Raw genomic sequence first — 18,706 nt, 5'->3', positions numbered from 1 at the left:
AGATAAAGGCTTTCCAGAAAATTTACCTTGTTGAAAGCCGCGCCAAGATATCGCGCGCAAAGAGCGATAGCGTATCGTCGCGCGCGCCCATAATCACAATCCGGTCATCTCTTTGAGCAAGCGCGATAATCCGGTCAGCGCAATCGGTGCGTGAAGGGATATGTTCTGCCTTGCCACCATGTATGCCGATCAGCCGGACAATCCGTTCCGATCCGACCGAGCGATCGACCGTGCCGCCGAAGTACACCGGATCACACAAAATGGTTAAGTCGTTTGATCCAAGGCCCTCTGCCATTACTTCGGCTAGTTCAGCGCCCATCTGGCGCAAGGGGCCATAACCGTGCGGCTGGAAGAACGCGATGATCCTGCCGGGGTGCGCGCGCAAAGTCGCCAGCGTTGCCGCGATCTTTTCAGGGTTGTGGCCAAAATCATCGATTACGGTGATCTCGTCAGCCGTAGTGCCGACAATGTCGAACCGGCGTGCAAGGCCGGTGAAGCTGGCGATATGCTCTACTGCTTGCGCTACGCCGATGCCCGCAGCGCTGGCCGCTGCAATGGCTGCCAGTGCATTGGACAGGTTATGGCGGCCGGGAACAGCCAACCGCAACGCATGGTTGGTGCCATCGCGCCGGTCGATCAATGTGGCGCTGATCGCGGTGGGGCCTTCGCCAATCGTCCCTTCCGCCACGCCGATCATAGCCTCTGCGGCAAGGCCAAAGGTGATGGCATTGGCTGCCCGCTCGATCAGCGCCATGCTCTCCTCGTCATCGGCGTTAATCACAGCGGTGTTGGCACGCGCCAGAAAATCGCCAAACAATTCGCGCAGTTCCTCCAGACTCTTGTGATCGAGACTGACATTGTTAAGCACGGCAATGCCGGGCCGGTACAGCGCGATTGAGCCATCGCTTTCGTCCACTTCGGAAACGAACATTCCGCCCGACCCGACGCGCGCCGAAGCGAACGGCACATTAGGGGCGACAAAGTTCTTCATCACAGCGCCGTTCATGATCGTGGGGTCGCGGCCAGCTTCAGTCAGAATCCAGCCGATCATGCCGGTTACCGTCGATTTGCCGCTGGTCCCACCCACCGCGATGGAATGCGGTGCGGCATTAAACAAAGCCGAGAGCAATTCGGCGCGGCTCATCCGCGCGCAGCCAAGCGCCGTGGCGCGGACCACTTCGGGCACGGTGTCTTCAACCGCCGCCGAAGCGACCAGCACCTGCGACGCAGCCGTGATGCCCGATCCGTCTTGCGGGAACAGCGTGAACCCCAGCGATTCAAGCCAGGCGAACTTTTCCGCTGTGCGCCCCTGATCGCGGCTGCGGTCAGACCCGGCAACCCGCGCGCCCATGCCATGCAGGATCAGCGCGAGCGGCAACATCCCCGATCCGCCGATCCCGCAAAAGAACCAGTCTCGGGCACGGAGGCTTTCGGGCGACATTTCGGCAGGGTTAGTCATGGGTTCAGCGGTATTCGCAGCCACGTGCTATGACAACCACCAGATTTCCGGTTTCACCAGCGGCGTGAACCTGTTTAGGATGCCCGCGTGACAAAACGTATCGCCATTTGTGCCCCTTCAACCCCGTTCAGCCGGGATGATGCCGCCCGCGTTATGGTTTTGGCTGCGGCTGAATTTCCGGCACTTGAACTCGTGTTCCATGAACAATGCTTCGCCAGCGAAGGGCATTTTGCAGGCAGCGATTCCCAGCGGCTTTCCGCTTTCGTGGAATGCGCCAATGATCCGGCCTGTGATGCCTTGTGGTTTGTGCGTGGCGGTTATGGTGCAAACCGCATTGCGGTGGACGCGCTGCCACTGCTCGGGCCTGCTGCGCATGACAAGCAGTTCCTCGGCTATTCGGACGGCGGCATTCTGCTTGCCCTGCTGTATCATGCGCGGATCGGGCGGCCGGTGCACGCGCCGATGCCGACAGACATCCGCCGCGCAGGCGGGGATGCGGCCGTGCGGCGCACTCTGGCGTGGCTTGACGGTTCCCGCGAAGGGCTGGAGCCTTCGCTGGATGGAAAGACCCCGGCGGTGGCGTTCAACCTGATGACGCTGGCAATGCTCTGCGGTACGCCATTGATGCCTGACCTACGTGGTCATGTGGTGATGATCGAAGAAGTCGCCGAATACCATTATGCGGTCGACCGCCTGTTGTTCAGCATTACCAATGCTTTGGCCTCTGCCGGGATCGCGGGCCTCCGGCTGGGCCGGGTCAGCGACGTGCCCGAAAACGACCGGCCCTTTGGCTGTGAGGTCGAGGATATGGCGCGCTATTGGTGCGCGCGCAGCGGCATCGCTTTCCTTGGAAATGCCGATATCGGCCACGATATTGATAACAAGATCGTGCCGTTCGGTCTTGCTTGACCATGCGGCTCGGCATAGGGCGACCTCCCATCTTTGTGGGCCAAAAGTGGAGGGTCTGATGCGAGCGTTCGTTTTTCCGGGGCAGGGCAGCCAAAAGATCGGCATGGGGGCCGAATTGGCTGAAGCCAGCGCGGCGGCGCGCGAGGTTTTCGAAGAAGTCGATGAAGCGCTCGGTCAAAAGCTCTTCCAGATCATGAAAGACGGGCCGGAAGACGTTCTTACTCTTACAGAAAATGCCCAGCCTGCGATCATGGCCAATGCCATCGCCGTGCTGCGCGTGCTGGAAAAAGAGGGCGGCATCAGCTTGGCCGATAAGGCCGGTTTTGTGGCAGGTCACAGCCTTGGCGAATATACTGCGCTCTGCGCCGCAGGGGCATTCAGCCTGTCAGACACTGCCCGCCTGCTAAAGCTGCGCGGCCAATCGATGCAAGCCGCTGTGCCCGTCGGCATTGGTGCGATGTGTGCACTTCTGGGGGCCGATATCGAAAGGGCGACCGCGCTGGCGCAGGCTGCCGCCGAAGGCGACGTTTGTACCGTCGCCAACGATAACGACCCCACGCAAGTCGTGCTCTCGGGCCACAAAGCCGCGATTGATCGCGCGGTGGCGTTGGTCAAGGATCACGGCATCAAACGTGGTGTGCTGCTGCCCGTATCGGCACCCTTCCACTGCCCGCTGATGCAGCCTGCCGCCGATGCGATGGCCGAAGCCTTCGAAAAAACCCCGCCCGGCCCCTTGCGCGTCGCCCTCTTTGCCAACGTCACCGCCTCGGTCGTTACCGACCCCGCCGACGTGAAGCGCCTGCTCGTCGAACAAGTCACAGGCCGCGTGCGTTGGCGTGAAAGCGCTATCGCGATGAAAGCCGCCGGCGTCGAACACTTCGTCGAACTCGGCGGCAAAGTCCTTACCCCCATGATCACCCGCTCGGCAGGCGACGTCGCCGTAACCAGCGTCATCACCATGGCCGACATCGAAAATATTCTGAAGGAGCTTTGAGGCCCATGGAAAACCGTCTTTTTGATCTTACCGGAATGACAGCCCTCGTCACCGGCGCTGCTGGCGGCATCGGCTCGGCCATTTGCCACGCGCTTGCAGCCCAAGGCGCGCGATTGGCGCTTTCGGGGACCAACCCGGCCAAGCTGCGCGCATTCCGCGAAGAGCTCAACGAAACCTACAATCAGGATCACGTTGAAATCACGTGCGACCTGTCGAACACCGAACAGGTCGAACATCTCGTGCCCGCCGCGCTCGATACGCTGGGCAAGCTCGATATCCTTGTGAACAACGCCGGGATCACGCGCGATAACCTGACCATGCGGATGAAGGATGAAGAGTGGGATGCGGTGATCCGCGTCAACCTCGAAGCTGCGTTCCGCCTGATGCGCGCGGCCACCAAGCCGATGATGAAGGCGCGGTTCGGCCGGATTGTCACGATCACCAGCGTGGTCGGTGCAACCGGCAATCCCGGCCAAATCAACTATGCCGCCGCCAAAGCGGGCCTTGTCGGCATGTCCAAATCGCTGGGCCAGGAACTCGCCAGCCGCAACGTCACGGTCAATTGCGTCGCGCCGGGTTTCATCCGCACCGCGATGACCGAAGTTCTGCCCGATGCCCAGAAGGACGCGCTTAACGCGCGTATCCCGATGGGCCGGATGGGTGAGGGGACAGACATCGGTGCAGCCGTTGCCTATCTCGCATCGCGCGAAGCAGGCTATGTCACCGGCCAGACACTGCATGTGAATGGCGGCATGGCGATGATGTCCTGATGATTTCCTAGATGGCTTTATCGCCGCTTTCCCCGCAATGGGTGTATTTTATCCCCAGCTTAGGCTGTAAGGGCGGGGCTGGCGCTTGCCGCGTCCCGCCCTCGCGTTAAGACAGATAGTCCGAAACGTATGTCGGGGACGCGATTCCCCGGCCCAGTCAACGCACGGGGAAGGGCTTTGCTTGCACCCTGGGGGATCGAGACGAAATGAAGGCGACGATTGAACGCGCGACTCTGCTGCGCTGCTTGTCCCACGTCCAATCTGTGGTTGAACGCCGCAACACGATACCGATTCTGTCGAACGTGCTGATTGAGGCATTGCCCGACAATCGCGTGCGCCTGATGGCGACCGACCTTGATTTGCAGATCATTGAATCGATGTCCTCCGTTTCGGTGGAAACACCCGGCGCGATCACCGTTTCGGCCCACTTGCTGTTCGATATTGCCCGCAAGCTCCAAGATGGCAGCCAGGTCAGCCTTGAAACGGCTGATAACCGCATGATCGTCAAGGCAGGCCGCAGCCGCTTCCAGTTGCCGACCTTGCCGCGCGATGATTTCCCCGTGATCGTCGAAGGTGATCTGCCACACAGCTTCGAAGTGCCTGCGCGCACTTTGGCCGAACTGATCGATCGCACCCGCTTTGCGATCTCAACCGAAGAAACCCGGTATTACCTTAACGGTATCTTCCTGCACGTGACGGATGATCAGCAGCCCGTGCTCAAGGCTGCGGCCACTGATGGCCACCGTCTCGCCCGTTTCACGATACCTCGCCCCGAAGGTGCAGAAGGCATGCCCGACGTGATCGTGCCGCGCAAATGCGTGGGCGAATTGCGCAAGCTCCTCGAAGAAGTCCTCGATTCCGCCGTTCTGCTTGATCTTTCCGCCAGCAAAGTGCGCTTTTCTTTGGGCGGTGAAAACGGCGTGGTACTCACCAGCAAGCTGATTGACGGCACGTTCCCCGATTACAGCCGCGTGATCCCCACCGGCAATGACAAGCTGCTCCGCCTCGATCCGCGTTCGTTCTTCGAAGGTGTTGATCGCGTGGCCACAATCGCCACCGAAAAAACCCGCGCGGTCAAAATGGCGCTTGACAAGGACCGCGTCACTCTATCGGTCACCAGCCCCGATAACGGCACTGCCGCTGAAGAAATCGCAGCAGACTATTCGGCTGATGGCTTCGAAATCGGCTTCAACGCCAATTATCTCAAAGATATCCTCAGTCAGATCGATGGCGATACCGTGGAACTGCACCTCGCAGATGCAGGGGCTCCTACGTTGATCCGGAAGGATGATAAATCCTCTGCACTTTACGTGCTTATGCCTATGCGGGTTTAGGACGGTCTGACCCTGACCTTTGGTGCATATTGGCCCCAGTAGTCTGATTTAAAGATTTGTTTTCAAGGCGATGGTATTGATAATTCGTTAAAGTCGCATGGACGTTAACGTGTGCTCTTACGACTTCATTGGTTACAAAGTGTTTCAGGATCGTATGTCATAATTCTCTGGTGCGAAGGGCTAATTCCCTTCGGATCAGGAGTTACAGAAATGAAGCCGGGATCTGACGAGCAAAGCATCGCAAAGAAGCTTGCGTTTTATAACATTGGGCCGGTCGATTTCGGTAGGTTCCAGGTTCTGGCGCGTGCGCTGGAAAAGCACGCCCCGCCCGCGCTCGACAAGCTGTACGACCAAATCGCATCAACGCCGGAAACCGCATCGTTTTTTGGCTCACGCAAGATGATGCAGCACGCCCGCGACAAGCAAATCCAGCACTGGGCTGGCATGTTTGGCGGACGCGCAGATCACGCTTACTTCGAAAGCGCGGAAGTTGTCGGCAATGTCCACGCGCGCATTGGTCTGGAACCGGGTTGGTATATCGGCGCTTATGCGATGATGCTCGATCAGGTCATTGTTGGCATGTTTGCCGGGCCTGCCGGCACGTTGGGTGCCAAAGGCAAGGCGCGCGCCGTCGGATCGCTGATCAAGATGGCGCTGCTCGATATGGAAATTGCGCTCTCGGCCTATTTCAAGGCAGAAGAGCGCGCCCGCATCGCGGTGATTGACGAGGTCAGCGCATCATTGCGCGCGATGGCCGAAGGTGATTTTGCTGCGAAAGTGCCGGAATTGCCGGCGGCCTTTGCCGAACTTCAGAAGCACTTGGATGGAATGCGCCAGCAGGTGTCCGATGCGCTGGGCGATGTTGCGCAAACTTCGACTGCGGTCGGCATCGGCGCCAAGGAAATCCGCCAGGCTTCTGACGATCTTTCCCGCCGCACCGAACAGCAGGCCGCCAGCCTTGAAGAGGCGTCCGCCGCGATGACAACGCTTGCAGAGACTGTGCGCAATTCTGCCAATAATGCGGCGCATATGCATGATTCCGTCCAGCAGGCGCATGGCGAGGCCATGAAGGGCGGCGCTGTGGTTGGCGAGGCTGTGGAAGCCATGAAAGACATACATGGTTCGGCGCAGGAAATCGGCAAGATCATCTCTGTGATCGATGGCATCGCCTTTCAAACCAATCTGCTCGCGCTCAACGCCGGGGTAGAGGCAGCCCGTGCCGGTGAGGCCGGGCGCGGTTTCGCGGTCGTCGCCACTGAAGTGCGGGCCTTGGCCCAGCGCACCGCAGATGCCGCACGCGATATCAAAGTCCTGATCAGCGCCAGCTCCACACAAGTCGAACGCGGCGTCAATCTGGTTGGCCAATCCGGCGATACATTCGCCGTGATCGTCGAACAGGTTGGGCATGTGGCCGAATTGGCGAGCAACATCGCCCGGATGGCCAGCGACCAGGCCACCAATATCGGTCAAGTGCGCGAAACCGTGCGCGAAATGGACACGATGACGCAGCAGAATGCGGCGATGGTGGAAGAGGCAACCGCCGCTGCGCGCAGTTTGGCCAACGAATCCAGCCGCCTTTCAGCGCTGGTTTCGAATTTCCGCCTTGAAACGCGAAGAGAACCAGTGGGCTATCGTCAGGCTGCCTGATCTTTGTCTAAGGCGGAGATCATCTCGGCCGAGGGGGCTCTGAGGATCCTGAACCATGCCGGAACCTTGCTCTAATCCTCGTCAAGAAATGCGCGCATCCTGGCAATGAACTGATCGCATTGTGACAGCATGAACAGATGCCCGCCGCCGTCAAACATCTCCAACTTGCTGCCGGGAATGGCATTGTGCAGCATCTGCGCGTTGGAAGGAGGCACCAATTGGTCCTGCTCGTCAGCCATGATCATGACTGGCATGGCCAGAAGCGGCAGAAACGGCAAGCTTGTCCAGGTGCTGATCGCTGCCATCTGATAGGAAAAACCAAAGGGAGACGGGGCTTTGACGGCATTGAGCGAGATACGCTCATTCCCGCCGCCATTGTAAATCGAGGCAAGGTTGCGGCGTAACGTGCGCTCGACCGTGTATTCGCGGGGGTCGGCCATATGGGCCAGCATCGACATGTTACCGGGCACCATCGCAGCGCCCGCTGTCGTTGCGGCCAGCACCACTTTGCCAGTGCGGGCGCGGTGCTGAAATGCAAACTGCTGCGCCAGCGCACCGCCCCAGCTGATTCCCAGCAAGTCGACCTGTTCGATCCCCAAATGGTCGAGCAAAGAAGCTGTGGTCAATGCCATAGAAGACATCGTGTAGGGGATGATCGGATCGGGCGAACTGCCAATGCCGGGCATATCAAAGCAGATCACCTCCCGTTCGGGCAGGGCGCGTGCCAAAGGGGCAAGCAGTTCAAGGTTCAGGCCAATTCCGTTAAGCATCAGCAATGGCGGATGGGCGGTGGCGCCGGCGTTCCAGCGGGCAAGATGCAGGCGGCGTCCAGCGACGCCAACCATCGATAATTGTGCTGTTTTGGCCACTATACCCTCATATCCGTTGGTGTTGGGCCTACCATCTTCGCAGGCGCAGCAAAAGCATTCGATTGCTTCCCAGCTTAACCCTTTTTCAAAGGACTGTGATGCAAAGCAATACCTATGTTCTCGGATACCCAACCTGATTCATCCATTGCCGAATCTAAGCCTATGAATTCGGGCGGGGATTTTGCACGTACGCGTCGGCGTGAGCGGTCGCCGGCGTCCGCCGGGCGCGAAGCTGGTGGAAGCTTTTTATTCGGGAACGATCCGGCAAACCATCTGATTTCCGCAGAATGGCCCAGAATGGCTATCGCGATGGCTCTGGCTTTGGCCCTGTTGGCCTTGGTCAATCTGGTGATCCCGCCCGCATTGCCTTCTGCAATTGCGTTGGCTGCTGGCGGCCTGACATTGACCGGATTGATCGCAACGCGGATCGAAGCAAAGCGCACATTTGGCTCCGGCCAGCGGGTGGCGGTGTTGGGTATTGTTGTTGCCTTGCCGATGTTCCTGTTCGGATCGGCGATGGGACTTTACGCTGAAACGGGCGCGTTTGCGTGGTTCCAGTGTATTGCAGCGGTTGCAACGGTCGGGCTTGTTGCCTCGATCGTCCAGTCCGGCCGTCTTTTAGGGGTATTGGCTGCGCAAGTTTCTGCGTGGGCAGGCTTTACTTGTGTTGCCAGCACGCTGGGTGGCTATTTTGCGCTCGGGCTTGGTTTTGCCATTGCGGGGATTTCCTACAGGCGCCAGTCCAAGATTGATTTGATCGCGCGCGAACGGCTTGAAAAGGAACAGCGCGCGCAAACCCGCGCCCAAGAAATCCTCGCTGATTATGAAGAAACAGGTCAGGGCTGGTTCTGGGAAACTGACCGCCGAGGCAATCTAACCTATCTATCAGGCCGTGTTGCGCAAACATTGGGCCGCTCGGTTCACAATTTGATCGGTCGCCCCTTCACAGACTTGTTCAACCTCAAGGAACAATCGGGCGAGGGCGAACGCACGCTGACCTTCCACTTGTCAGCGCGGTCAAGCTTCAGTGATCTTGCGGTGCGCGCTGCTGTGAAGGATGAAGAGCGCTGGTGGTCGGTCAATGGACGGCCCACTTATGATACGTTCAACAATTTCGCCGGATTTCGCGGTTCGGGCACGGATCTGACCGAAAAACGCCGTTCACAGGAACATGCTTCGCGGCTGGCCCATTTCGATTCGCTCACGGGCCTCTCGAACCGTTTCCGCATGTCGCAAACGCTTGAAAAGATACTGCTCGCGCCGCAAGTCCATCATCGGGCTTGTTCGGTTTTCCTGCTTGATCTCGATCGGTTTATGCAGGTCAACGATACCCTCGGCCACCCTGCGGGCGATGCTTTGCTCAAGCAAGTTTCACAGCGGCTTGAACGTGTAGTCGGCCAAATGGGCCGCGTCGGTCGGCTCGGCGGCGATGAATTCAAGGTGATCCTGCCCGGCAAGATCGAACGCGAACAACTCGCGCTTCTGGCCGAGCAGATTATCGAAAGCCTCTCGCAGCCCTATTCGATCGAGGGAAGCCGCGTGATCATCGGGGCCTCGGTCGGTATCGCGCTTGCACCGGACGATGGCGTGACTAGCGAAGCCCTGATCCGCAACGCCGACCTTGCGCTTTATGCAGCCAAGGATGGCGGGCGCGGACGTCACCACTTTTACGCAGCCGATCTTCACAGCGATGCCGAGGAGCGTCGCAAGATGGAAGAAGACTTGCGCGATGCGGTCACCACCGGGGGGCTGGAACTCTATTACCAGCCCGTCGTCCAGACCTCGACCGAGAAGATCACCGGCTTTGAAGCTCTGTTGCGCTGGAACCATCCGCAACAAGGCTGGATCAGTCCGGCGGATTTCATTCCCGTGGCAGAAGACACCGGCCTGATCGCGCCCATCGGCGAATGGGCGCTGCGCAAGGCGTGTCAGGATCTGGCGACCTGGCCTGAATCCGTGCGCGTTGCGGTCAACGTCTCGCCCTTGCAGTTCGCCAACCCGTCCTTGCCGCTGATCGTCACCAATGCGCTGGCCAATGCACAAGTTTCGGCGGACCGGTTGGAGCTTGAAATCACCGAAAGCGTGTTCCTGAACGATGATGAGGGCACAGACCAGATGTTCAAGTCGCTCAAAGCCATCGGCGTGCGCCTTGCCCTCGATGATTTTGGCACGGGCTATTCCTCGCTGGGCTATTTGAAAACTGCGCCGTTCGACAAGATCAAGATCGACCAGTCCTTTGTGCGCGGCGCGACCCAGCCGGGCAGCCGCAACGGCGCGATCATTGCGTCGATCGTCAGTCTTGCCGAAGCGCTTGGCATGGAAACGACTGCAGAAGGCGTTGAAACGCTGGATGAACTTGATCTTGTCCGCGCGCTCGGGTGCAGCCACGTGCAGGGCTATATCTACGAACGCCCGCTCTCCGGTGTCCACGCAATGGCGCGGCTATCCACCGGCCTTATGGCCATTGCCACCGGCCCGCGCTCTGCCCGCGCGGCGCGGCAATCGATGTTGCGCAAGGTTCTGCTCGAACATGCCGAACACAGCTATGATGCGATGGTTCGCAACATAAGCCAGACCGGCGCGCTGATCGAAGGCCTGTGGAATGTGCCAGCAGGCACCATGTTCCGCATCCATCTGGCCGAAAATCACATCGTCACCGGCACTTGCCGCTGGTCCGGTGATGATCGCATGGGCATCGAATTCTCAACCCCGTTGTCACTGGACGATAGTGGCCGCGTGGCAGCGCTCGCCAAACGCGGGATCTCGGCCGACTATGATTTGAACGTCCAGCGCAAAGTGGGTTAGCCCAGAGCTGCCTGCTTTTCCTCGGCCAACCGATCCAGTTCCGCGCGGCTTTTCTTTTCAGCCGACGTTTTCAACTGCCCGCAAGCGGCATCGATATCGCGTCCGCGCGGCGTGCGCACCGGCGCTGAAATGCCCCCGGCAAACACGATCTCGGCAAAACGCTTGATCCGTTCGGGCGTCGAACACTCATAGGCCGCGCCGTCCCACGGATTGAACGGGATCAGGTTCACCTTGGCGGGCAGGTTGTATTGCTTGATCAGCCGGACCAGTTCGCGCGCATCGGCATCGCTATCGTTCTTGTCCTTCAGCATCACATATTCAAACGTGATGCGCCGCGCATTCGATGCGCCGGGATAATCGGCGCAGGCCTGAAGCAGTTCCGCGATCCCGTACTTGCGGTTGATCGGCACGATCTCGTCGCGCACTTCCTTGGTCACCGCATGGAGCGAAACCGCAAGGTTTACGCCGATTTCCGCGCCCGCGCGCGCCATCATCGGCACCACACCGCTGGTGGATAGCGTGATGCGCCGCTTCGAAAGCGCAAGCCCATCGCCATCCATCACCAGCTTCAGCGCATCGCGCACATTGTCAAAGTTATAGAGCGGCTCGCCCATGCCCATCATCACGATGTTGGTCAGCAACCGCCCATCGGCGGTGTAAAGGCCATCCTCGTCGTCGCCATCGGCGTCATCAAAATCAAGGCCGGCCCCGATCCCGCTTGGCAGGGTCCCGCCCGCCTTGGGCCATTCGCCCAGCGAATCGCGCGCGAGCATCACCTGCCCCACGATCTCGCCCGGCGTCAGATTGCGCACCAGCCGCATCGTGCCGGTGTGGCAGAACCGGCAATTGAGCGTGCAGCCCACCTGGCTTGAAACGCACAGCGTCCCGCGATCGGCATCGGGGATGAACACCATCTCGAAATCATGGCTGTCCGCAGTCCGCAACAGCCACTTGCGCGTGCCGTCGGAGGAAACTTGCGCCTCGACAATCTCGGGGCGGCCGATCACGAACCTTTCCGCCAGCCATGGGCGCATGGTCTTGGCAATGTCGGTCATGTCCTCAAAGTCGGTCACGCCGCGATGGTACAGCCAGTGATAGACCTGCTTGGCGCGCAGCTTGGCGGCCTTGGCATCAAGCCCTGCTTCGGCAAAGATATCCGCGATCTGTTTGCGCGGCAGGCCGATCAGATCGATCCTGCCATCCTCGCGCGGGGTCACCTCGCGCGGCACGGGAACCGGATCGATATGGCCGGGAATAGGCATGTGCGCGGCGGGTTGGTGCGCGTTTTCGCTGATGGTCTGCATGGCGCGCATATAGGCATTTACCCCCACCTGCGCAAACGCTGCGAAAAACCCCCCGCGCGAATGCTCCGCCGCCCCATCCGTTCCCGTTATCCGGCCCCTGTTTTAACCGCTTCGTCGCATAAAATGTGTCTTAAATACAACATCTTATTGTTGTCTCAGGTTCAGGAAACCGGATCGCTCCCCGTCCATTTGGAAGGCACTGTCATGCCGCAACGCACAATCGGCAGACAAGAATTGGTTGAATGGAGCTTACCATGAAGAAGATTATCGCAATTCTCGCTGCCGGCACCGCGCTCGCAGCCTCGGCCCCCGCCTTCGCGCAGGATGGCACTCCGGCAGAAGCCTTCAGCGGCCTGCGCGTCGAAGGTATTGTCGGCTATGACAAGATCCGCACCGGCAGCACCGAAGACATCGACACCAACAGCAACATCAAACAGTCGATCAGCGGCGTCGAATATGGTGCGGTTGTCGGTTATGATATTGCCGTTGGCACCAACATGACCCTCGGTGCCGAAGCCGAAATCACCGAAAGCAGCGCCAGCCGCGATTACAACAACGATGAACCCACCGTGTTCAATCTCGGGAATGTCAATGCAGGGCGTCAATACTACGTCGGCACCCGCGCTGGATTTGCCGTGGGGCCATCCACGCTGCTTTATGTAAAGGGTGGCTATACCAACGCCCGCTTCAATTTGCAGGGCAGCAACGGCACAGTAAACCTGCGCCAGCGTCTTGATACCGACGGCTGGCGCGCCGGTGCCGGTTTGGAGCAGAAGGTGGGCAAGAACGCCTATATCAAACTCGAATATCGCTATTCGAACTACGCCAGAGGCGAATTTGATTTCAACGGCGAAACGCCCGATTCAAGCAACTTCGAACTCGATACCGATCGTCACAACGTGATGGCAGGCTTCGGCGTTCGCTTCTGATCCGTCAGAGCGCAAGCCAAAACAAAGGGCGGGCCGCAAGGCTCGCCCTTTTTCGTGCAATTCCCCCATCCCGCATGCGGGAGGGGCCGGGGGTGGGCCAGTAACCTAAACCCTACCCCTTCGCACACCCCAGCGCGGCGGCATCCATCGCCGATGCCGCACCTTGCAATTGATAGTGATCGCGAAAACTGCTGCCATCTGCCGCCCGCGCAATCACCACCATCGTGCCCGCGCTGCGCAATTGCGCCAGAATTCCGGCGTTCGTCCGTTGGTCCGCAGGCCATGCGTCTGCCTGCCCCGTTTGCAGCGTGAAGTTGGCCTCCGGGAACGATACGGTCACTTTCGAACCGGACGCCAGCCGCCGCGCCAGCCGCACATGCACCGCGCCGCGAATGCTGCGTGCGGGCCAATGCCCAACCGTGAAATAGGGCTGGAACTCCTGTTTGCGCCCCGGATTCTTGTCCGCCATCGCAATGGCATAGCAGCGCGGCACCGCCGGATCGCGGAATGCCCCCCACGTTTCGAACACGCCAAGGCTATCACGCGCCATGGCCGTGCCGGCACAGCACAGCGCCGCCAGAACCAGCAGCTTCCTCATGGTTTTTCCCGCCATGCGCCATCAATGGTCCGCGCCGCCCGCTCCGCCTCGCTCTTGTCGCGCGCTTTTTCCGCCTTGGTCCGGCCAAACTTCGCGCGGTTGGCCTGCGCCACGTTTTCCTTCTCGGCTCTGGCCTTAGCCTTGCGCACCGCCCGCAAATTCACAATCTCGGCCATCAGGCGTGCTCGATCCCGCGTGTCGATCCCAGAACCGTGCGCTCTGCTCCAGCTTCCACCAGCGCGATTGACCCTTGCACCAGCGATGGCGCAATCGGTGCGCCATGCACGGGATGCACCGGATAGCCCGCCATGATCCCGCGCAAAACCCGGCTGGATATGCCGTGCATCACCACGATGTGATCGCCACCCGGATCGCCGATTTCTTCCAGCCAGCGGTTCAGTCGGCCTGCTATCATCGGATAATCCTCGCCATCCGGGGCAGGGCGCAACAAGTGATCGGCCACCACAATCTGCCCCACTTCGTCCTCCACATCGCCATAGGAACGCCCGCACCACGATCCCATGTCAATCTCTTTCAGGTCCATCGTGCGCCGCGCCGCAAACCAGTCAATGCGCAGCTCCTCGGCAATCAGCGCGGCGGTTTGCAGCGCGCGGCCCGTATCGGAAACATGCAGTGTCACTTGAGGGCGGTCGCCCAGTTCGGCGCGCAGGGCACAGCCCATGGCCGCTGCTTGCGCAAAGCCCTGCTTGGTCAAGGGGGTGTGCATCGCATTGGATTGCAACCGGGCCGAGGCGTTATAAACCGTCTCGCCGTGGCGCATGATATAGAAGCGGCCCTGTTTCATGGCTGCCGTCATAGCGTCAGGCTGCGGGATAGGAAACGCTCATGATTTCCCATTCCTTCTCGCCCGCAGGCAATCGCACCACGCGCAAATCGCCCACCCGCGCCCCGCGCAAAGCCTTGGCAATCGGCGCGCTCCACCCGATCAGGTTGGCAGACGCGTCCTGCTCGTCATCGCCCACAATCGTCAGCACCCGCCGGTTATCATCCTCGTCGGCAATTTCCACGCATGCACCGAACAACACGCGGCTGCGGTCTTCCATTTTCGCCGGATCAATCACCCGCGCCGCCTTCATCCGCCGCGCCAGAAACGCCAGCTCCCGATCAATCTCGCGCATCCGCTTGCGCCCATAAAGATAATCGCCGTTCTCCGACCGGTCACCATTCCCAGCCGCCCAACTCACAATCTCGACAATCGCGGGCCGCTCTGTGCCCAGCAGATGGTCATAGCGCGCTCGCATCGCCGCAAATCCGGCAGGGGTAATGGGATGACCGTCAGGCTTCATGGGGTGGCTTTAGGGGGTGTGAGAAGCGTGGTGCAAGTGTCGTCTTTGATGCACGTTCACGCCCCACGCTCTTCGTCGTCCCGGGCTTGACCCGGGATCCCGCTTCTTCTTCGCGAGCTTATGAAGTGCAGCGGGACCCCGAATCAAGTCCGGGGTGATGAGAATTGGATCACCCCGGCTCCCGCTTGCCAATGTAATAGCTCATCGGATTGCTCCCGCGATACCTTGCAAACTGCGGGTTCATCGCATCGTAAACCACCGCGTTTTCCAGCACGCGCTGCACATAGTTGCGCGTTTCGGAAAGGGGGATGCGTTCGATCCAGTCGATCCAGTCGATGCCGCCACCTCGCGGATCGCCGTTGGCGCGCAGGAACTTGTTCACGTTGCCAGGGCCAGCGTTATAGGCAGCGACGGCCAGCGGCCACGATCCGCCATAGTATTCCAACATGCGCTGGAAATAGCCCGAGCCGAGCATAATGTTATAGCCCGCGTCATCGATCAGCGCCTGCGTGCTATACGATAGGCCCAGCTTGACCGCCTGTTCGTTGGCGGTGCCGGGCATCAGTTGCATCAGCCCGCGTGCGCCCGCATGGCTCATCGCGTTTTGCGCGAACTGGCTTTCCTGACGGCTGATCGCGTGGATTGCGGTCCATTTGCTTTCATGTCCCGGCGGCACAGGGATCAGCGGGAAGGCAATATGCTGGAAATCAAGGTAACCGCGAGCCGCCGCTGCCTGCCCGACAATCACGCCCAGATCGCGCCGCCCCAGATCGCGCGCCAGTTGCGCGACCATCATGTGCTGCGCTTCGCTCTGCTGCTGTTCGGCAATTTCCTTGAAGAAGCGGATCGTCGTCTTCCAGTCCGCCCCGCGCGCCACTTCGCGCACCGCCAGCGTCAGCGGCTGCGAATAGAACCGGCTGCGTTCATCGGGCGATACTTGTGCGGTGGAATCCAGCGCGAATTGCGGCACCGGACGGCCCAGCCGCTCCAGCGCCAGCAGTCCATAGAACTGGTCGGCATATTGCGCCGCCATTTCGAAATAGCGCCGCGCCCCGGCCTGATCGCCCGCGCGCGCTGCGGCTTTGCCCGCCCAGTAAAAGCCCTTGGACCGCGTCCCCGGCGTCCGCGCTGCCGCGCCATAGCGCCAGAACATCGGTGCCGCGCCCGCATAGTCGCCGGTGTTGAACCAGCCCTGCGTGCCGCCCAGCCACATCAACGATGTGTAATCATCGCGCAGATCATAGGGCGCTTGGGCAATGTCCTCGCCCGGATTGAACGCATCGTCGATCCCGGCGGCAATCCGCATGGCGGTGCGCGCATCGCCTGCCACAGCGGCGGCGCGCGCGTTGATCAGCAATTCCTCAACCCACTTTTCGCGGTCAAGCGGCTGGCGGGCGAGCAAGGGCCGGTTGGCCAGCAAGGATCGCGCAGCGGCACCTTGCCCGCTTTTGCGCAATTGCCGTGCGCGCTGGAAGATAAAGCCCGGATCGCTGCTAAGCTGCTCGGTAGTAAGGCCACCAAACGCGCCAAACGGATCGCCGCCCTGCATCGCGGCCAGCCGCGCACCGTCCACTGCCTTACGCGCCGGGCTCACCCACACGATCTGGCGCGCGGCTTGTGCGACAGCGCCCGACCATAGCAGCGCATCCATCCGCGCATCATGATCGGACAGCGTAAAGCGCGTCCCCCACGTGGCGAGAATTGCAGATTCGGCAGCGTCGCTCATCGCCCCGCCGCGCCATGTCGCGCGCGCCGCATCCGCCGCTTCGGGCCGTCCTTGCGCCATCAGCGCCAGCGCATATTGCGCGCGGCCCACATTGGTCAGCGGCGGCTTGCGATCAAAGAACGCCACCAGCCTGCCAAGGTCAGGCGATTCGCGCTCCAGCGCCAATTCGGCAAAGCGGCGCAGCTTGCCCTCATCGGGAAAGCCGGGATAAGTCATCACGAAGTTGGCATAGTCGGCAAAGGCAAAGCGGTTGGACGATGTCAGCGTTTTCCACCGCTCTACCGCGCCGATCATCGGCCCGCTTTGGCTCGCCACAAGGTTGGCCCGCGCCCGGTCCCAATCCGCGCCGCCAGAGGCGTCAGGCCCGCTGGCGCGCACCACGCTGGAGGCGGCAAGCGTCTGCAACAACACCCCCGCGAGGCCCCAACGCAATAACAAGGCTTTCACGTCCATGCGGGACATACTAAGGACCGGCTCCTTATCAGGCGCTGAACAGACCCCCCGTGGGTAAGACACCGCATGTTCGAATTGCGACCATGCGATAATTTGAGGGATATTGTCCATGTTTTCCGGTTCCATTCCGGCCCTTGTGACTCCTTTTCGCGATGGAGCGTTTGACGAGAAAGCATTTCGTCGCCTCATCGACTGGCAGATCGACAACGGCTCGTCCGCATTGGTCCCCTGTGGCACCACCGGTGAAGCCTCGACTTTGTCCAACGCCGAACACCACCGCGTGATCGAGGTTTGCGTCGAACAGGTCGCAGGCCGCGTGCCCGTGATTGCTGGCTGCGGCAGCAACGATACGATGAACGCGCTGCTGCACATGAACTTCGCCCGCAAGTGCGGCGCACAGGCCGCGCTTTGCGTTGCGCCTTATTACAACCGTCCCAGCCAGGCCGGTATCATCGCGCACTTCAGCTATCTGGCCGAACACAACGATCTGCCGATCGTGCTCTATAACGTGCCCGGCCGCACCGTGACCGACATCAAGCCCGAAACCGTGTGCGAACTGGCCAAGCGTTTCCCCACCAAGATCATCGGCATCAAGGACGCCAGCGGCGATCTGTCGCGCGTCACCGATCACCGGATGGGGATCGGCAAGGACTTCTGCCAGATGTCGGGCGATGATGAACTGGCGCTTCCCGCCAATGCCGCAGGCGCGGTCGGCTGCATTTCGGTCACCGCCAATGTCGCACCAAAACTCTGCGCCGAATTTCAGGCCGCCTGCGCCGCCAACGATCTGGAAACGGCGCGCGAATTGAACGACAAGCTCTATCCGCTGCACTATGCCATGTTCGAAGACGCCTCGCCGGGGCCGGTGAAGTACGCGCTCAGCCGCATTTTCCCCGATATCAGCGACGAACTGCGCCTGCCCATGGTCGCCTGCAACGCCGAAGCGCGCACCGCAGTTGATGCCGCGCTGGAGCACGCCGGGCTGATTTGATGACGTTTCCCGACAAAGTGTGAAGCACCACTTTCGCTTTGTCGGGCAAGCGCCTACATACGCCCAACTATGGCACGTCCCGTAAACCCAGAATTTGAAAAAACCAAAGTCGTTGCCGAAAACCGGCGCGCGCGCTTCGAATATTTCATCGAAGATCGCTACGAGGCGGGCATCTGCCTGACAGGTACCGAGGTGAAGTCCCTGCGCTTTGGCGAAGGCTCCATCGCCGAAAGCTATGCCGAGGTGAAAAACGGCGAGGTTTGGCTGGTCAATTCCAACGTGCCCGAATTCAGCCACGGCAACCGCAACAACCACGTGCCCAAACGCCCGCGCAAGCTGCTGCTGAAAGAGCGGCAGATCGCCAAATTCCACGGCGCGGTGGAACGCAAAGGCATGACGCTCGTGCCGCTCTCCATCTATTTCAACAGCCGTGGCCGCGCAAAAGTGGAACTGGCGCTGGCCAAGGGCAAAAACGCGGCTGACAAACGCGGCGTGATGAAAGAGCGGGATTGGAAGCGCGACAAGGCGCGGATCATGAAAGATCACGGCTAAAAAAGTGCTGCGCTTCACCGCATGGTAAGATGCTTCGGGCTAATTGCGGTAGATCGCCC

At 60.3% G+C, this 18,706-nt stretch carries 17 protein-coding genes; 9 read left to right on the top strand and 8 right to left on the bottom strand.

Going from position 1 to position 18,706, the window contains the following annotated elements; all coding sequences use genetic code 11:
* Nucleotides 1-22: 22 nt before the first annotated feature.
* A complete protein-coding gene (locus tag IP81_RS07715) occupies nt 23-1,459 on the bottom strand; it encodes a Mur ligase family protein (RefSeq protein ID WP_054107406.1) in 1,437 nt (478 codons plus the stop codon).
* A gap of 87 nt (nt 1,460-1,546) precedes the next feature.
* On the opposite strand from IP81_RS07715, the gene IP81_RS07710 reads away from it, so the two are divergent.
* The 5 genes from IP81_RS07710 to IP81_RS07690 all read left to right on the top strand — a co-directional run bounded on the left by IP81_RS07710 (nt 1,547) and on the right by IP81_RS07690 (nt 7,113).
* The gene (locus IP81_RS07710; protein ID WP_054107405.1) at nt 1,547-2,368 is read left to right on the top strand and encodes an LD-carboxypeptidase; all 822 of its coding nucleotides are present in this window, start codon (nt 1,547-1,549) and stop codon (nt 2,366-2,368) included.
* Between the two features lie 58 nt (nt 2,369-2,426).
* Nucleotides 2,427-3,362: an ACP S-malonyltransferase gene (gene fabD, locus IP81_RS07705; RefSeq protein WP_054107404.1), complete on the top strand. Its 936-nt coding sequence runs from the start codon at nt 2,427-2,429 to the stop codon at nt 3,360-3,362.
* A gap of 5 nt (nt 3,363-3,367) precedes the next feature.
* Nucleotides 3,368-4,132 (top strand): 3-oxoacyl-[acyl-carrier-protein] reductase, encoded by a 765-nt coding sequence (gene fabG / locus IP81_RS07700; RefSeq protein WP_054107403.1) that lies wholly within the window; start codon nt 3,368-3,370, stop codon nt 4,130-4,132.
* Nucleotides 4,133-4,338: 206 nt separating this feature from the next.
* Nucleotides 4,339-5,466 carry a DNA polymerase III subunit beta gene (dnaN, locus tag IP81_RS07695; protein ID WP_054107402.1) on the top strand — a complete coding sequence of 376 codons (1,128 nt, stop codon included), beginning with the start codon at nt 4,339-4,341 and terminating at the stop codon, nt 5,464-5,466.
* Nucleotides 5,467-5,676: 210 nt separating this feature from the next.
* Entirely contained in the window at nt 5,677-7,113 is a 1,437-nt protein-coding gene (locus tag IP81_RS07690) for a globin-coupled sensor protein (RefSeq protein WP_054107401.1), read from the top strand.
* A 71-nt stretch (nt 7,114-7,184) separates the two neighbouring features.
* Here IP81_RS07690 and IP81_RS07685 read toward each other — a convergent pair whose 3' ends face one another.
* A complete protein-coding gene (locus IP81_RS07685; RefSeq protein ID WP_231626268.1) occupies nt 7,185-7,982 on the bottom strand; it encodes an alpha/beta fold hydrolase in 798 nt (265 codons plus the stop codon).
* A 162-nt stretch (nt 7,983-8,144) separates the two neighbouring features.
* Between IP81_RS07685 and IP81_RS07680 the strand changes: the two genes are divergently transcribed.
* Nucleotides 8,145-10,787, top strand: a complete 2,643-nt coding sequence (locus IP81_RS07680; protein WP_157573123.1) for an EAL domain-containing protein — start codon at nt 8,145-8,147, stop codon at nt 10,785-10,787.
* On the opposite strand, the gene rlmN is transcribed toward IP81_RS07680, so the two are convergent.
* Nucleotides 10,784-12,100 carry a 23S rRNA (adenine(2503)-C(2))-methyltransferase RlmN gene (gene rlmN / locus IP81_RS07675; protein WP_369800720.1) on the bottom strand — a complete coding sequence of 439 codons (1,317 nt, stop codon included), beginning with the start codon at nt 12,098-12,100 and terminating at the stop codon, nt 10,784-10,786. The two genes, IP81_RS07680 and rlmN, sit on opposite strands and share 4 nt — an antisense overlap.
* 245 nt (nt 12,101-12,345) lie before the next feature.
* Here rlmN and IP81_RS07670 point away from each other — a divergent pair, with 245 nt between their 5' ends.
* Nucleotides 12,346-13,020, top strand: a complete 675-nt coding sequence (locus IP81_RS07670; RefSeq protein ID WP_054107741.1) for an outer membrane protein — start codon at nt 12,346-12,348, stop codon at nt 13,018-13,020.
* Between the two features lie 112 nt (nt 13,021-13,132).
* Here IP81_RS07670 and IP81_RS07665 read toward each other — a convergent pair whose 3' ends face one another.
* The 5 genes from IP81_RS07665 to IP81_RS07645 all read right to left on the bottom strand — a co-directional run bounded on the left by IP81_RS07665 (nt 13,133) and on the right by IP81_RS07645 (nt 17,113).
* Nucleotides 13,133-13,618, bottom strand: coding sequence for a hypothetical protein (locus IP81_RS07665; protein ID WP_054107398.1), 486 nt, complete (start codon nt 13,616-13,618; stop codon nt 13,133-13,135).
* Entirely contained in the window at nt 13,615-13,794 is a 180-nt protein-coding gene (locus IP81_RS07660; protein WP_054107397.1) for a DUF4169 family protein, read from the bottom strand. The genes IP81_RS07665 and IP81_RS07660 overlap by 4 nt, the downstream gene beginning before the upstream one ends.
* Nucleotides 13,794-14,423: a phosphoglycerate mutase family protein gene (locus tag IP81_RS07655; RefSeq protein ID WP_054107740.1), complete on the bottom strand. Its 630-nt coding sequence runs from the start codon at nt 14,421-14,423 to the stop codon at nt 13,794-13,796. The genes IP81_RS07660 and IP81_RS07655 overlap by 1 nt, the downstream gene beginning before the upstream one ends.
* A 16-nt stretch (nt 14,424-14,439) precedes the next feature.
* Complete coding sequence (greB, locus tag IP81_RS07650; protein ID WP_054107396.1) at nt 14,440-14,925, bottom strand: transcription elongation factor GreB; 486 nt, start codon at nt 14,923-14,925, stop codon at nt 14,440-14,442.
* A gap of 169 nt (nt 14,926-15,094) precedes the next feature.
* The gene (locus IP81_RS07645) at nt 15,095-17,113 is read right to left on the bottom strand and encodes a lytic transglycosylase domain-containing protein (protein WP_054107395.1); all 2,019 of its coding nucleotides are present in this window, start codon (nt 17,111-17,113) and stop codon (nt 15,095-15,097) included.
* A 100-nt stretch (nt 17,114-17,213) separates the two neighbouring features.
* Between IP81_RS07645 and dapA the strand changes: the two genes are divergently transcribed.
* Complete coding sequence (gene dapA / locus IP81_RS07640; protein WP_054107394.1) at nt 17,214-18,095, top strand: 4-hydroxy-tetrahydrodipicolinate synthase; 882 nt, start codon at nt 17,214-17,216, stop codon at nt 18,093-18,095.
* 69 nt (nt 18,096-18,164) lie between these two features.
* Nucleotides 18,165-18,647 (top strand): SsrA-binding protein SmpB, encoded by a 483-nt coding sequence (smpB, locus tag IP81_RS07635; RefSeq protein WP_054107393.1) that lies wholly within the window; start codon nt 18,165-18,167, stop codon nt 18,645-18,647.
* The last annotated feature ends 59 nt before the right edge of the window (nt 18,648-18,706 follow it).

The sequence above is a fragment of the Novosphingobium sp. AAP83 genome, assembly GCF_001295795.1.
Lineage (GTDB): Bacteria > Pseudomonadota > Alphaproteobacteria > Sphingomonadales > Sphingomonadaceae > Novosphingobium.
Note: the sequence above shows the minus strand (reverse complement) of the source record. Positions and strands in the feature narration are given on the sequence as shown.